The following is a 12,838-nucleotide window of genomic DNA, read 5'->3' on the forward strand; positions in this document are numbered from 1 at the left end:
TTGATTCTTTAGTCAGAATTATGTAACTGGTTGTTTGCTGCGAGCCAAGAAACCTTTAAAGTTAACCTTTCGGTCAGCTTTGCACTGTCAACACAGCTCTTTGCTACGCCAGAAAGAGCTTCTGCAAGACTCGAGATTCCCAGTAGATAACCAGAAGGGCGGACATATAACCGCCCAGAGGATGATCCATGTCCAACCGTGAAATATCCCGGCGCTCATTCCTTCAGGGCGGGCTGGTAGCGGGAGTGAGCGTCACGCTCACGCCGCTCAGCAGTCAGGCGCTGGCTGCCTTGATGGAAAACAGCGTCACCGTGCCGTCCGAGAAGTGGCTCGGCAACAACGGTAAGGCGCGTCAGCGTAACGATGCACTGTCCAAGGTCTGCGGCAGCAAAGTGTTCGCCCGCGATATCCGATCCAAGGACATGCCGGGTTGGCCTGAGCAGCAGGGCCACGCCATGCTGCTGAAAACCATCAAGGCTGATCGCATCTATGCCGGCTACGACCTGTCGTGGCTTGGTGCAGACTTGCAACCGGATCGCATCGTTACCGCTGCTGACCTGGACAAGGACGGCATCGTCTTTCCGGAAGAACACGCTCCGGATCCGCTGCTGCCGGAAGGCAAAGTGCCGATGTTCATCGGGCACCCGGTGGCAATCCTGATATGGAACGATTTCGAGCGTTTCCGTCAGGCCAAGAACCAGCTCAAATTCAATGACAAGGCGATTCGTTACGGTGCTCAAGTGCCGTTCTACGAACGCGACCCCTACGGCAGCTTCCGCTATGTGCGTGTAGGTGGCCCGACCTCGGCCGATGAAGACGAATTCGCCAGCCTCAAGGATTCGATACTGTTCCCGATGCTGAAAAACCGCCGTCCGGTGTGGGATGCATCGCCGAATCTGCATGGCAACCTGACCGAGCGCGGGCTGTTCTACGCCGATCGCATGAAGAAAGAGATCGACACGCCGCCGGACAACTGGCTGGTGTTCGATGAGCGCTACAAGACTCCGTCGATCGAGCCGGCCGCCATGGAGCCGGACAACGGCAACGGCTGGTATGACCCGAAGACCAAAACCCTGCACTTCGTCGTGGCGACTCAGTGCCCACTGGAAACGGCGACCGATACTGCGAAAATGATCGCACCTTCGCGCTTTGGCCTGGCCAACCTGAACATGCACCCGGGTTACACCGTGGGTTACGGCTCCAAAGACCACAACATCTTCGTTTACTACGCGGCCCTCGCTGCGCTGTACGGCGCCGGTGTGCCTGTGCGTCTGGCCAACGATCGTTACGAGCAGTTCCAGAGCGGTATCAAGCGTCACCCGTTCGACATCCGTTACCAATTGGCGGTGGACAAGAACGATTACAGCTTCAAGATTTTCCGCGCCGAAATGAGTGTCGACGGTGGTGGCCGGATCAACTACAGCCCGTCGGTAGCCGCAGTGGGTGCCACGGCAGCGCAGTCGATCTACTACATGCCGCAGAATGACCTGCAAGTTACCGCCTATCACTCGCGCGGTGTTGAGGCGGGTTCGATGCGCGGCTACGGCACCCTGCAAAGCATGGCGGCGACCGAAATGATGGTCGACGAAATCGCCAATCGCCTGGGTGTCGACGCGATCGACCTGCGTCGCAAAAACGCTCTGCGTTCCGGCATGAAAAATACCCAGGGTGCGATTCCGGCCGGCGCGCTGCGACTGCACGAGATTCTCGACAAGGCCTCCGTGCACGAGGTCTGGAAAAACCGCGACGCGATCAAGAAACAGCGCGAAGCGGCAGACCCGGATAACTGGTATGGCGTTGGTTTTGCCATTTGCCAGAAAGACTTCGGCACCGGTTCCGAAGCACCGATGGCCAGCATCGAATTCACTGCCGACGGTCGCATTACCTTGCGACACATTGGCATTGAAATCGGTACCGGCATGTCCACGTCGCAAGCTTTGGTCGTCGCCGATTTCCTCGGCAGCCCGGCGCACGAAGTGAAGACTGGCGAAACCGAATGGAAGGAAATGCAGCTGATCACCAGCGGCAACCCTTACACCATGAGCCAGGCCGAGCAGGACAGCCTGCTGCGCAACCCGCGCTGGGTGGGCAAATTGGCCTCGGCGTCGTCCGCGACCAACTCCGCTTACTACTTCAGTCATGCCACCCGTGAAGCGGCGCGTGTGTTGTTCAATCACGGTCTGTGGCCGGCGGCGCTGGAGATCTGGCGTCAGGGGCCTTATGGCGGCCAGGCCAACCCTTACGTGGTGCGACGTGAAGACGCGCATTGGGTCGATGGCAAACTGACCGCCAACGGCATGCAGCCGCTGAGCTTCGAAGAGTTGGCCAAACGCGCTCACGAGCGTGGCTTGGTCACTGCGGCGACAGTTCACGGTTTCAACCGCTGGAGCTGGGCCGAGGCTGAGTACAGCATCGACGGCGTGAAAGAGCGTCTGCCACTCGATGGTCTGGCGGTGAAGTATGGCGACGGCGCACCGAAGGCCAAGCAAGCGTTGATGAGCACTGCCGGTTTCCACCTGCTGGATCGCCAGAACATCAACTACCCGGTGACCCAGCTGAACAACGCTGCCGTGACGTACTACAGCCCGGTCGCGACGCTGGTCGAGTTGAAGGTCAACAAAGGCTCGGCGGAAGTTGAAGTGCTCAATCACCATTCGTGGGTCGAGTGCGGACGTGTGCTGGTCGAAGAACTGGTCAAGGGCCAGCTCGAGGGCGGTATCGCCATGGGCATCGGCCACGCATTGATGGAAGAAATGCCGCTGTACGAAGGTGGGCCGGGGGAGGGTGACTGGAACTTCAACCGTTACCGCTTGCCAATGGCGCGTCACGTTGCGGTGTGGAAACAGACGGCGGAAATTCTGCCGCCGCTGTCGCCAAGCGATCCGTCCAAAGGCATCGCCGAAGTGGTGATGATCCCGGTAGTCGGTGCCATCGGTAACGCCGTGGCGCACGCCATCGGTAAACGTGTTCGCGATCTGCCAATCACTGCTGCGCGCATCAAGGAGGCCCTCAATGGCTAACCGTCCGCTTCAACTGACCCTCAATGGTCAATCCGTCGGCCCGGTGGACATCCCTGATGACCTGCCGATGATCGACTACCTGCACGAATACAAGAATCTCACCGGCTCGCGCCTGGGCTGTGGTCAGGGTATCTGCCACGCCTGCGTCGTGATCGTCGACAATCCGGACGGCACCAGCGAAGAAGTGCGCACCTGCATCACCGGTGCGCATTATTTCGAAGGCAAGAAAGTTCGCACCATCGAAAGCCACGCCAAGCGTGACGAGGACGGTCAGGTCACTGAGCTGAACCCGATCCAGCAGCGTTTCGTCGACGAGTTCGCCTTCCAGTGCAGCTACTGCGCTCCGGGCTTCGTCAATGCTGCGACCGTGCTGGTGGAAAAGCTGCAACGCCAGCCGATCGTCAAAAGCCAACTGGAACAAGTCATCGAGGACAGCCTCGGCCATCACATCTGTCGTTGCACCGGGTACGTGCGTTACTACAACGCTACCCGCAACGTGCTGACCGATCTCGGCCTGGTCAAGGAGGGTTAAGCATGAAGCTTTTATTGACCCGCCTGACCCTGGCGGTCGGGCTGACTGCGCCGCTGTTGTTGGCGCACGCTGATGATCAGGTCAAGCGCGGCGAGTATCTCGCCCGCGCTGCCGACTGCGTGGCCTGCCACACAGCACCGGGTGGTGCGCCGTATGCGGGTGGCCTGCCGATCGTCTCGCCGTTCGGCACGATCTACGGCACCAACATCACGCCGAGTAAAGAACACGGTATCGGTTTGTACAGCGATGAGGAGTTCTTTGCCGCGCTCACCGAAGGCAAGCGCCGCGACGGTGCGAATCTGTATCCGGCGATGCCGTACACCTCCTATCACCTGGTGCCGCGGGAAGATTCCGACGCGATTCATGCGTATCTGAAAACCGTCGAGCCGATCGAGCGTGCTGCACCGGTCACCAGCCTGAGCTTTCCGTTCAACGTGCGTCTGGGCCTGATGGGCTGGAACATGATGTACGGCAAAGATGTGAAGCTGGATTCGGGCGAAGGCAAAAGCGAAGCGTGGAAGCGCGGCCAATACATGGTCGACGTTCTCGGCCACTGCGGCGAATGCCATACGCCGCGCGGCCTGCCGGGCGCTATGCAGATGGACAAAAGCATGACCGGTGGCATCCTCAACGGTTATCTGGCGCCGAGTCTACTGGCGACCGATCTGGCTGCTCGCGGCTGGAATCATCAGGACCTGAGCACGTTCCTCAAGCACGGTATGAGTGCACAGGGCACGATGTTCAACGAGATGTTCCCGGTGTTCCACAACAGCACTCAGGGCCTGACTGATACCGATCTGGCTGCGATGGCCACGTTCCTGCTCGGTGATCAGCCGCCGGCAGCCAAAGCGTTGGTCGAAGTGCCAGTGGACAAGCTCAGCGCGAGCGCCCAGCGCGGCCGTCAGGATTACTTGAACGTCTGCGCCGGATGTCACGCGGTCGGTGGCGAAGGCAAACCGCATATCGCGGTGGCCATGCGCGGCAACACCACGCTGCGTCTGGAAGATCCACGCAACTTGCTGCGCGTGATCGAGGATGGTATCGGCGAACAGAAATTCTCCGGGTTCGAGCACATGCAACCGATGCCGGGTTTTGCCGACAAGCTCAGTCCTGAGCAGTTGACCGATCTGCTGAACTACCTGCGCCAAGGCTGGGGTGGTCAATCCGCTGAACTGGCAGTGAGCGAAGTGCAGAAGCTGCAAGCCGACGCTCCGACCATCGAGCACAAGGCGCACTGATATGCAGCATCTCGATCTGCAAGTGGTGCGCCGCGCGCTGGAGTGGTCGGTGGCGGGGCAGCGCATCTGGCTCTGCACCGTGCTGACTACCTACGGCTCGGCACCGCGTGCGCCGGGTTCGCTGCTGGCGGTGAATGAAGGTGGGCAGTGGATCGGGTCGCTGTCCGGCGGTTGCGTCGAGGAAGATTTTCTCGAGCGCGTCGCCGAAGGTGCGTTTCTCGATGCGGTCAATGTCGTGCGTTACGGTGAAGGCGACGATCCGCGCTCGCGGGTCAGCCTGCCCTGTGGTGGCATTCTCGATGTGCTGGTAGAGAAATTTGACGCCGACTGCGACGTCCAGGCGCATCTGCGCGAATTGGAGTCGGCGCTGCTCGGTCAGCGTCGATTGATTCGCGAGGTCGATCTGGCCAGCGGTGCGCGCAGTCTGTTCGCTGATCGCGAGCAGGGTGCGCGTATCGAGCGGGAGATTGATCGGGTGCGGATCCGCATCGGTGCGGCGCAGCGTTTGTTGCTCGCCGGATATTCCAGCGTTGCGCAGGCGTGCGCCGAGTTTGCGGTCGGCCTCGGTTTCGAAGTGATCCTCTGCGATCCGCGCGATGAAGTGCTCGAGGGTGTGGTGCTCAGTGGTGTGGAGATTCGTCGGCAACTGCCGTCGGTGTTCATTGCCGATGGCGGTTGCCATCGAGATACCGCGGTCGTGGCGCTGACCCATGACCCGCGCATCGACGATCTGGCGATGATGGAAGCGGTGCGTACCGAAGCGTTCTACATTGGCGTGATGGGCTCGCTGCAGACTTCGCAGAAACGCTTCGAGCGTTTACGTCGGATTGGCGGGCTGGGGGAGGGCGAGTTGGCGCGGATACATGCACCGATCGGCCTTAACCTGGGCAGCAAGACGCCGGCGGAAATTGCGTTGGCGGTGCTGGCGGATATCTTGCGCATACGCAGTGGGATTGCTCGGGATCAGCTCTGATACTGAGTGACAGATGTCATTGTGGCGAGAGAGTGTGCTCCCTCGCCACAGTTGCTTCTGAAGAATGAAACGGGGCGTTTGATCAGAAACCGTATTTGTCGCGCAACCCGTAATACCAAGCCCCTAGCGCCGCAAACGGCGTGCGCAGCAGTTGCCCGCCCGGGAACGGATAGTGCGGCAGATCAGCAAACGCATCAAAACGCTCCGCCTGACCACGCAACGCCTCGGCCAACACTTTGCCGGCCAGATGCGTGTACGTCACACCATGACCACTGCAACCCTGCGAGTAATAGATGTTGTCGCCCAGGCGTCCAACCTGCGGCAGGCGCGACAGGGTCAGCAGGAAGTTTCCGGTCCAGGCGTAATCAATCTTCACGTCCTTGAGCTGCGGGAAAGCCTTGAGCATTTTCGGGCGGATGATCGCTTCGATGTTTGCCGGATCCCGTGCGCCATACACCACGCCGCCGCCGAAAATCAGGCGCTTGTCGCCCGTCAGGCGGTAGTAGTCGAGAAGGTAATTGCAGTCTTCGACACAGTAATCCTGTGGCAGCAGGCTTTTCGCCAGTTCATCGCCCAACGGTTCAGTGGTGATCACCTGAGTGCCGCACGGCATCGATTTGGCCGCCAGTTCCGGCACCAGATTGCCGAGGTAGGCGTTACCGGCGACGATGATGAACTTGGCCCTGACCTTGCCCTGCGGTGTATGAACCACTGGATTGGCGCCGCGCTCGATACGCACAGCGGGCGATTGCTCATAGATAGCGCCGCCAAGCGATTCGACTGCCGCGGCTTCGCCTAGCGCCAGGTTTAGCGGGTGAATGTGGCCGCCACTCATGTCGAGCATGCCGCCGACGTACTGATCGCAGGCCACGACCTCACGAATACGACGTTGATCAAGCAATTCAAGCTGCGTATGGCCGAAGCGTTCCCACAGACGCTTTTGCGACTCCAGGTGGCCCATCTGCTTGGCCGACAGCGCCGCGAACACGCCGCCGTCCTTCAGATCGCACTGTATGTTGTACTTGGCGACGCGCTCGCGAATGATCCGGCTGCCTTCGAAGGCCATGTGGCCGAGCAGCTGCGCTTGCTTCGGGCCGACGGTGCGTTCGATCACGTCGATGTCGCGGCTATAGCTGTTAACAATCTGGCCGCCGTTGCGTCCCGATGCGCCGAAACCGACCTTGGCTGCTTCCAGCACGGTCACGCGAAAACCGCTCTCCAGCAGAAACAGGGCGGAGGACAACCCGGTATACCCGGCACCAATCACACAGACATCCGTCTCCACATCATCCTGCAAGGCCGGACGAGCCGGTACGGCATTGGCCGACGCAGCGTAATAAGACTCTGGGTAAAGGGTGTTCGCCATCCTGCAGCCTCTGTTTAATATATTTTACGAGTGCGCCGATCCTACCCGAGTTGAAAAACCTCCGCCAGCCACTGAAAATCTCCGTTGCTGAGCGAAAATTAAATATTTTGCATATTCATAGGGTTAGGTGAAAAAAAGGTGTTGACACCCCTCCGGAATTCCGTAGAATGCCGCCTCACAGCAGGCACGTAGCTCAGTTGGTTAGAGCACCACCTTGACATGGTGGGGGTCGTTGGTTCGAGTCCAATCGCGCCTACCAAACAAAATCCGCTCTGCTGGGCGGTCTAGAAGGGCTCACCGAAAGGTGGGCCCTTTTTTGTTGTCTGGGGGGTTGCAGACCTCTTGCGAAATCCTCGCTTCAGAACATCAATTCGGCACTCACCTCGACGTGCGCTTCCCTTCCTCATGATTACCTTCTCTTTCCACATTGATGAGACGGCTTCAGAGCTGGTGCATAACGACAGCCAATCCTCCGGGTCAAATTCTCATTCCATAAAAATAGTGTGGATATTGAATGAGTTACGAGCTTTTTTAACCGACCGGTTATCGAAAAAATATTGTCGCTGAAGCGATTAATCAGTAATATCCGCTCCGCGTTCACCACCACGGTTTATGCATTTTTAATCCCAAGCTTCCATCAGCTGCTTGGGATTTTTTTTGCCTGCGATTTGGCTTTTGCAGCACTTCTCTATCGCGTTCCTCAGTTGCACACCGGCGATGTGGTCCGGGCAAATCCCCACTTTTTGAACTACTACTGACTGGCCGATTTTCAACTCTTTTATAAAGGAGTGTGTCTGTGCTGGCTCACTGGTTTCTAGCGGCTATTCATTTACTGGCTTTTGCCTTGGGCTTTTGGGCAGTGCTGACGCGTGGAGCGGCGTTCAGTCGCTTGGCGTCCGGCACGGGGGAGGTCAGGCGCGTGTTGCTCGCCGATAATCTGTGGGGCATCTCTGCGTTGATTCTGTTGGTGACGGGCGGGATGCGTGCCTTTGGCGGGTATGAGAAAGGCACTGACTATTACCTTAATCAGCCACTGTTCCATCTGAAGATGACACTGTTCGTGCTCATTCTGCTGATGGAGCTCGCGCCGATGATCACGTTGGTCAAATGGCGCATTGCGTCAGCGCGCGGTGCGGCACTCGATACCGGGCGTGCGAAGTTGTACGCGCGAATCAGTCATGTCGAAGCGTTGTTGCTGATGCTGATGGTGGTTGCCGCCACTGGCATGGCGCGTGGCGTGACATTCGCTTAGGAGGGCGAATTCCCTGTGCTCTATCGGAATCGTCCGACAGCCAGCCTTTGGAATGGCCGGTAAGATCGAGCGGTAACAGGGGATAGGGAGAATGAATCGGAAGGGGGGTGGTGTGTCAGGCGCCGTGCCCAACAGAGTGGGGAGCGGGTGGCAATACGGCGCGTGTATCTCTAGCCAGTCATTGTGCTGGGCAAACGAACTGGCTACTGACTGCGATGCGGCTCAGGGTGTTTGTGGTTTGTCCGGAGCGGTCAGGCCAGCCTGAATGCGCTGGTAGATCTCTTCACGGTGCACCGCAACGTTCTTCGGAGCGTTGATGCCAATTCGTACTTGCTGGCCGCTAACGCCCAGGATGGTGATGGTGATGTCATCACCAATGTTTATGCTTTCACCGACTTTGCGGGTGAGTATCAGCATGGTCTTCTCCTTGATTGCTTTGTAGGGCACCTGATTCAGACAGTGCAGAGGTCGGTGGTACGTATAGATTAGTGCGAAGTCTCACAGTTTGGGTGCCTCTTTCTGACGCGCAGATGCGGCATTAATTCCCAGGGCGTAACTATACAGAGGCTGCAATCATCAATCTCGTTGTTTCGTGCCCATTTTGCGGGGCTCGCGAAGTATTTATGAATGGTAAGATCGTCGCTTTGAGATTTCCGAGGAAACCGTTGTGCGCAAATTGGTCTGGATAGTCGTGGCACTGGCATTGGCAGGATGTGGTGAAGGCAAGAGTGTAGACGCGCAAGAGCCGAAAACGGCGGTCGCGACTGCTCCTGCGGTCGCCTCTGCTCCACAGTGGGATCTCGAGGTGCGCGGCGAAACGCCTCAGGCTGTCAGTGATCTGAGCGGCTGGCTGATCGAGCATGCGTTTGTTCCGACGGTAATCAAGGACAGCAGCGGCAAAGTGCGAATTCTGATTGGCCCTTTCAACTCCAAGGCTGAGGCCGAAGCTCGGCAGGTGCAGGTCGATGCGGCATTGGCAAAGGCCAAAAAACGGAATATCGAATCGGTGGTGATCGAGCATCCTATCCAGCCGTAACATTGTTTTCAGCGGAGCAGCTTAAAGGGTGTCGGATGCGATTCGTCTTATACGAGTCACTTACGATTTCTTCAAGGAGCTCCGCATGGCCTCCGCCAATCCCTACAAGCTCTTCAGTGCTGTGCTGCAGCGTAAAACCCGGTTGAGCCCGCACTTGATGCGGATCACCTTTGCCGGTCCTGAAATTGCCAGCATGGCCACCTGGGCGCCCGATCAGCGGGTCAAACTTTTTTTCCCTTCCACAGATGGTTCTCCTGCAAATCTTGCGCAGGAGGAAGGTTGGTATGCGCGTTTCCGTTCGATGTTGGCGAGCCGCCGTCCGGCGATGCGTACTTACACGATTCGTCATCTGCGTACCGAGCAAGGTGAGGTCGACATCGATTTCGTTTTGCACGGTGAGACGGGGCCTGCTTCGCGCTGGGCGTTGCGAGCGCAGTCGGGCGAGTCGATGCAAATCCTTGCGCCTGACAACCGTTTCTCTGCGAAGGAGGCCGGAGGGTTCGAATGGCGGCCGCCGCAGGCTCTCAAGCAAGTATTGCTGGTTGCCGACTCGACGGCGTTGCCGGCAGCCATGGGCATTCTTGATGAGTTGGCTGCCCTTGCCGATCCACCCCAGACGCAAGCTTTCTTCGAAGTCGACAGTGCACAAGACATGCTTTCAGTACCTGACTGGCCGGGGCTTACAGTTCAATGGCTGATCCGTGAGCAGGCAGATGCGACAGTCGCCGGGATGTTGATGGTTGAGGCGGTGCGGCAGGCGACCTTGCCCATTCATGCTTCGTCAGCGAGCCAGGCCATCGAACTCGCTGAGGTCGATGTTGATAAAGATATTCTTTGGGAAATTGCCAATACGTCGGAAGAAGGATTTTACGGCTGGGTCGCTGGCGAAAGTGCGGCCGTCATGAGTTTGCGCAAATACCTTGTCAAGGACTGCGGGATCCCTCGTGAATCGCTCAACCTGATGGGATATTGGCGCCACAACAAGCCTGGCGGCTAGCCACAAAAAAAGGCCTCGAACATAACGTTCGAGGCCTTTTTTGTGCTTCCATCAGCTGCAGGCTTTCATGCTCACCGGGCCGACAAATTCGTTGCCGCGCCCCATCACGCACGCCACGCTCTGATTGCGCTGGCGTTCCCAGTCTTGCACCGGGTAGGTCTTGTCCCACGCCTCATATAACTGCCGATCCTGTTTCGACAGACGCAAGCCGTATTGCTTGCTCATGTAGAAATAAGTGCGGGCAATCATGCCGCGAATTGAAGGGCGGGGCATGACCTTCTTGGCCTTGAAGTCGACCTGGGTCAGGCAAGAGCCGTACTGACCGGATTGCACTGGCAGCCAGCCATAGCTGAAATTGCTGCGATCACCATTCACCTCGCCAATGCTCGGTACCAGGTTATGCAGGTCGGCTTCGGCCTTCTGGTAGATCGGGTCGTAGCGTGTGCAGTTCTTGCGTCCGCCTTCCTGCCAGCATTGGCGCTGATGGCCAAACTGCCAGGCGGGCACAATGTGCTCCCATTCGATACGTGACGCGCGCTTGGCATTTTTGCGCGGTACGTAACCACAGGCTTTCAAATCAACCCGGTTGCCGGTGTATTTGCAGCCGCAATAGAACTCGGTGGACTGCGGTGCGTACAACTTCCAGGCGACCTTCTTGGCTTCGGAAAATGTGCGAGGTGCGCCCGCCTGGGCGCCCATGGCGATGAACAGCAAGAACAAAGCAAAACAGCGGACAATCATTGAATCAATCTTCCTTCGGCACAACCCAAAAAATCTGCACGCCGCCATCGTCGCGGTAGGCGAGGGTGACGTTGTCGTTCTCGTCGATTTCCTCGAGCAGGCGCTCCCAGTCATCCATCGGCTCGTCCGGCAGGCGGAAGATCAGTGCGGCTTTGGCTTTCTGTGCGGTGGGGGAATTGATGATTTTTTGAACGCGCATACCCATGCGTTCATAAGCGTCAGGAGCATCAGGGGAGGTGGCCACGAGGTTATCCTTATTAAGCTGTACGTGCATACAGTATTTAACTGTAAGCATTTTCGCAACTGCTTAAAATTCAAGAAAATCCTCTGACAGCGCTTTTCCGATTTTGGTGTAGGGCGAGTCGAATTTTTTGTGGGGAAGATGCACGCGGGGTCGTAGGCGACGCACCACCCGCCAATCCGGCGAGTGGTGAGAAGATTGCCCCATCAAGAGTTGATCGGGCGAAGGTCAATCAGTATTCCCAGAACATCCGTTGCAGCTCTTTGCTGTCATTGGTTTTGGTCAGTGCGACCATCGCCAGGATGCGGGCTTTTTGCGGGTTCAGGTCGTGAGCGACGACCCAGTCGTACTTGTCGTCAGGTTGTTCGGCATTGCGCAGAACGAAGCCGCCAGCGTTGACGTGGGACGAACGGATGATCTGCACGCCATCTTTGCGCAGGGCTTGCAATGAAGGGACTACGCGCGAGGACACCGAGCCGTTACCAGTGCCAGCGTGGATGATGGCTTTGGCGCCGGATTGGGCGAGTGCCTTGTAGGCGGTATCGCTCACATTGCCGTAGGAATAGGCGATTTCTACGTCAGGCAGGCTCTTGATGTTTTTGATGTCGAACTCGGAATCCATGGTGTGACGCTTGGCTGGCAAGCGGAACCAGTAGGATTTGCCTTCAACGACCATGCCCATTGGGCCCCAGGCACTTTTAAAGGCCTCGGTCTTGATGTTGATCGTTTTGCTCACGTCACGACCGGACTGGATTTCATCGTTCATGGTCACCAGTACGCCTTTGCCGCGAGCTTCTTTGCTGCTGGCCACCGCGACGGCGTTGTACAGGTTGAGCATGCCATCAGCGGACATGGCGGTACCCGGACGCATCGAGCCGACGACGATAATCGGCTTGTCTGTCTTCTCTACCAGGTTAAGAAAGTAAGCGGTTTCTTCCAGCGTATCGGTGCCGTGGGTGATGACGATGCCGTCGACATCTTTGCTGTCAGCCAGCTCGGCGACGCGACGCCCCAATTGCAGCAAGTTGTCGTTAGTGATGCTTTCCGAGGCGATCTGCATGACTTGTTCGCCACGCACATTGGCCAGTTTGCTCAATTCAGGAATGCCGGCAATCAGTTGCTCGACGCCGACTTTGGCTGCCTGGTAAGTGGCGCTGTTGGCGGCGCTGGCACCAGCCCCGGCAATAGTGCCGCCAGTGGCGAGTACTACGACGTTGGCGAGTTTGGTCTGTGTTTCGGCTTCTTTTGCCTGTAGGGCAGTAGGCAGGAGCAGGAGGAGGGCCAAAGCGCCCGGAACGAAGGTTTTGAAAGCAGATTTCATTATTTTTCTCTCTAGTAGTGAGACGGTGCTGATGCAGGTTCATCTAGATGCGCCCCGAGCCGATCTGGATGCCGGGGTGCGGTGTAGGGAGCAGGATCTGTACCAGCCGTACTTTGCGTTA

At 57.8% G+C, this 12,838-nt stretch carries 12 protein-coding genes and 1 tRNA gene; 8 read left to right on the forward strand and 5 right to left on the reverse strand.

The features are described from left to right. The first annotated feature begins 188 nt into the window (after positions 1 to 188). The 4 genes from JJD74_RS13805 to JJD74_RS13820 are packed head-to-tail and all read left to right on the forward strand — an operon-like array spanning position 189 to position 5,763. Complete coding sequence (locus tag JJD74_RS13805) at positions 189 to 3,020, forward strand: xanthine dehydrogenase family protein molybdopterin-binding subunit (RefSeq protein ID WP_200614675.1); 2,832 nt, start codon at positions 189 to 191, stop codon at positions 3,018 to 3,020. Further along, positions 3,013 to 3,552 (forward strand): (2Fe-2S)-binding protein, encoded by a 540-nt coding sequence (locus JJD74_RS13810; RefSeq protein ID WP_042558620.1) that lies wholly within the window; start codon positions 3,013 to 3,015, stop codon positions 3,550 to 3,552. The genes JJD74_RS13805 and JJD74_RS13810 overlap by 8 nt, the downstream gene beginning before the upstream one ends. 2 nt (positions 3,553 to 3,554) lie before the next feature. Further along, entirely contained in the window at positions 3,555 to 4,790 is a 1,236-nt protein-coding gene (locus tag JJD74_RS13815) for a c-type cytochrome (RefSeq protein WP_200614677.1), read from the forward strand. A gap of 1 nt (position 4,791) precedes the next feature. Beyond that, complete coding sequence (locus JJD74_RS13820; RefSeq protein WP_047300463.1) at positions 4,792 to 5,763, forward strand: XdhC family protein; 972 nt, start codon at positions 4,792 to 4,794, stop codon at positions 5,761 to 5,763. 82 nt (positions 5,764 to 5,845) lie between these two features. Here the strand turns inward: JJD74_RS13820 and JJD74_RS13825 are convergent, their stop codons facing one another. Further along, positions 5,846 to 7,129, reverse strand: coding sequence for an NAD(P)/FAD-dependent oxidoreductase (locus tag JJD74_RS13825; protein ID WP_200614680.1), 1,284 nt, complete (start codon positions 7,127 to 7,129; stop codon positions 5,846 to 5,848). Between the two features lie 182 nt (positions 7,130 to 7,311). On the opposite strand from JJD74_RS13825, the gene JJD74_RS13830 reads away from it, so the two are divergent. Together JJD74_RS13830 and JJD74_RS13835 are read left to right on the forward strand one after the other, a co-directional pair. Continuing rightward, positions 7,312 to 7,388 (forward strand) — tRNA-Val (locus JJD74_RS13830). A 537-nt stretch (positions 7,389 to 7,925) separates the two neighbouring features. Further along, positions 7,926 to 8,381, forward strand: coding sequence for a DUF2214 family protein (locus tag JJD74_RS13835; protein WP_200614682.1), 456 nt, complete (start codon positions 7,926 to 7,928; stop codon positions 8,379 to 8,381). A 222-nt stretch (positions 8,382 to 8,603) separates the two neighbouring features. Here JJD74_RS13835 and csrA read toward each other — a convergent pair whose 3' ends face one another. Next, positions 8,604 to 8,798, reverse strand: coding sequence for a carbon storage regulator CsrA (csrA, locus tag JJD74_RS13840; RefSeq protein ID WP_003179932.1), 195 nt, complete (start codon positions 8,796 to 8,798; stop codon positions 8,604 to 8,606). A gap of 250 nt (positions 8,799 to 9,048) precedes the next feature. Here csrA and JJD74_RS13845 point away from each other — a divergent pair, with 250 nt between their 5' ends. Both JJD74_RS13845 and JJD74_RS13850 read left to right on the forward strand, forming a co-directional pair. Continuing rightward, complete coding sequence (locus JJD74_RS13845) at positions 9,049 to 9,417, forward strand: SPOR domain-containing protein (RefSeq protein ID WP_200614684.1); 369 nt, start codon at positions 9,049 to 9,051, stop codon at positions 9,415 to 9,417. A gap of 85 nt (positions 9,418 to 9,502) precedes the next feature. Then, positions 9,503 to 10,414 (forward strand): siderophore-interacting protein, encoded by a 912-nt coding sequence (locus tag JJD74_RS13850; protein WP_200614686.1) that lies wholly within the window; start codon positions 9,503 to 9,505, stop codon positions 10,412 to 10,414. A 51-nt stretch (positions 10,415 to 10,465) separates the two neighbouring features. Here the strand turns inward: JJD74_RS13850 and JJD74_RS13855 are convergent, their stop codons facing one another. The 3 genes from JJD74_RS13855 to JJD74_RS13865 all read right to left on the reverse strand — a co-directional run bounded on the left by JJD74_RS13855 (position 10,466) and on the right by JJD74_RS13865 (position 12,717). Beyond that, positions 10,466 to 11,155, reverse strand: coding sequence for an endonuclease (locus JJD74_RS13855; protein WP_042558679.1), 690 nt, complete (start codon positions 11,153 to 11,155; stop codon positions 10,466 to 10,468). A 4-nt stretch (positions 11,156 to 11,159) separates the two neighbouring features. Continuing rightward, a complete protein-coding gene (locus JJD74_RS13860) occupies positions 11,160 to 11,429 on the reverse strand; it encodes a DUF1654 domain-containing protein (protein ID WP_090282667.1) in 270 nt (89 codons plus the stop codon). Between the two features lie 199 nt (positions 11,430 to 11,628). After that, a complete protein-coding gene (locus tag JJD74_RS13865; protein ID WP_042558680.1) occupies positions 11,629 to 12,717 on the reverse strand; it encodes an asparaginase in 1,089 nt (362 codons plus the stop codon). Positions 12,718 to 12,838 lie beyond the last annotated feature (121 nt).

It is taken from the genome of Pseudomonas sp. MF6776, from assembly GCF_016613125.1.
GTDB classification, from domain to species: Bacteria; Pseudomonadota; Gammaproteobacteria; order Pseudomonadales; family Pseudomonadaceae; genus Aquipseudomonas; species Aquipseudomonas iridis.